The sequence below is a fragment of the Nostoc flagelliforme FACHB-838 genome, from assembly GCF_014698065.1.
Classification (GTDB): domain Bacteria; phylum Cyanobacteriota; class Cyanobacteriia; order Cyanobacteriales; family Nostocaceae; genus Nostoc; species Nostoc flagelliforme_B.
Map to the genome: position 1 here is coordinate 1 of NZ_JACJSI010000702.1, position 1,720 is coordinate 1,720.

Sequence of the window (1,720 nt, forward strand, 5' to 3'; positions counted from 1 at the left end):
CCGAATGGCACTAAGAAAAGCTCTAAGCTATACGGAATAAGGGCTACAGCTTTGAAAGCTATTGAACAGTGGAGGAGGGGTCAGGTGGTCGTCCAAGATGGCAGTGTCATGGAAGCGATGCCTACGGCGGTAAACTACGCCACGAAAGACACGCTGAGTTTGCGATCGCCTACGCCATCGCTTTGTCTTGCACCAGAAAGTGGAATCAGATCCACAAGTTGTCTAAAAATTTCTGGTAGGTAGGAAAAGCTTACTCGTTCATGAAATACTTTCCTTGAGACGAGCAAGCAAACATCATAAATACTACTGTGACACTACGAGTACAAATTCTCTCTTGATAAATTTAGCCAAAGTTTGGGACTACCGTTTAAAGAACTATTGCCAGAGTCTGTGATAAAACTTGCAATCTCGGAGCTAAAAATTAAATACAAAAAGCGGTTATTTGACCCATTAATAACTTTATGGGCCTTTTTATCACAAGTGCTGGATACTGATAAAACTTGTAATAATGCTGTGAGTAAAATAATTGCACCTAAAAGCTGGTGAAGAAGTAGAAGTCCCTTCAACAGATACGAGTGCTTACTGCCAAGCTAGGGCAAGACTTCCAGAAAAGTTATTAGAAAAACTTTTCAATTTTTCGGCACAAAGCCTAGAACAGAAAGTAGCATCAGAATATTTATGGTGTGGTCGAAATGTCAAAGTGATAGATGGGTCAACTGTCTCAATGCCTGATACTGTAGAGAATCAAAAAGAATACCCTCAGCCCAGTAGCCAAAAGCCTGGATGTGGCTTCCCAATTGCTAAAATTGGTGTGGTATTCAGTTTAGTGACAGGAGCTGCTGTTGCTTTGTGCATAGACGTTTTGAACACTCATGATCTTAAATTAGCGAGGAGGTTGTACAGTTTTCTCAAACCTAATGATGTGCTTATAGGGGATAGGGCCTTTTGTGCTTACGCCGATATGTTTACTATCAAAAACCTTGATTGTGATGCTGTATTTCGGAAACACCAATCTCGTACAACAACTATGCGAAAAGGTAAAGTTGTTGGAGATTGCGACAAATTAGTTACTTGGTATAAGCCGAACACTTGTCCAAAAGGATTGAATAAAGATGAATTTTTAGCTCTACCTTCTTCCATAACTGTGCGAGAGATTTACTATTATATTGTTATTCCTGGTTTTCGTACTCAACAAGTAAGCTTAATTACTACTCTTTTAGATAAATCTTCTTATTCTACTCTCGAAATTGTTGGGCTTTACGGTAAACGTTGGGATGTTGAATTGGATTTGAGACATATAAAAACTACCTTGGGTATGGATATTTTACGATGTAAAACTCCTTCAATGGTACGCAAAGAAATTCATGTTTATTTACTTTGCTTACAATTTACTTCGGAGCTTGATGTGGCAGGCTGGGACTACTTACAATACCCCTCCAAATCGTTTATCGCTTCAAGGTACTCGACATCATTTACTGAGTTTTATTCCTAAATTAGAAACTGCTCACTCTCAAAAACGCTTTTCTCTTTATCGTAGTTTACTGAAAATTATTGTTCACAAGGTTGTCCCCGACCGTCCTGGACGCAGCGAACCACGAGTCACTAAACGTCGCCCCAAAGCTTACCCCAGATTGACCAAGCCCAGACATGAATTACGTCATCAATTGCAAACTGCTTAATTGATAAGGCTTTCCGCTTTTCTTAGTGCCATTCGGCTATG

Annotated in this window: 2 protein-coding genes; both read left to right on the forward strand. The window is 39.7% G+C overall.

Going from position 1 to position 1,720, the window contains the following annotated elements; translation table 11 throughout:
* Positions 1-243: hypothetical protein (locus H6G97_RS50900; protein ID WP_206759187.1), on the forward strand; the 243-nt coding region annotated here is incomplete at its 5' end.
* 283 nt (positions 244-526) lie between these two features.
* Entirely contained in the window at positions 527-1,492 is a 966-nt protein-coding gene (locus tag H6G97_RS50905; RefSeq protein ID WP_242056217.1) for an IS4 family transposase, read from the forward strand.
* Positions 1,493-1,720 lie beyond the last annotated feature (228 nt).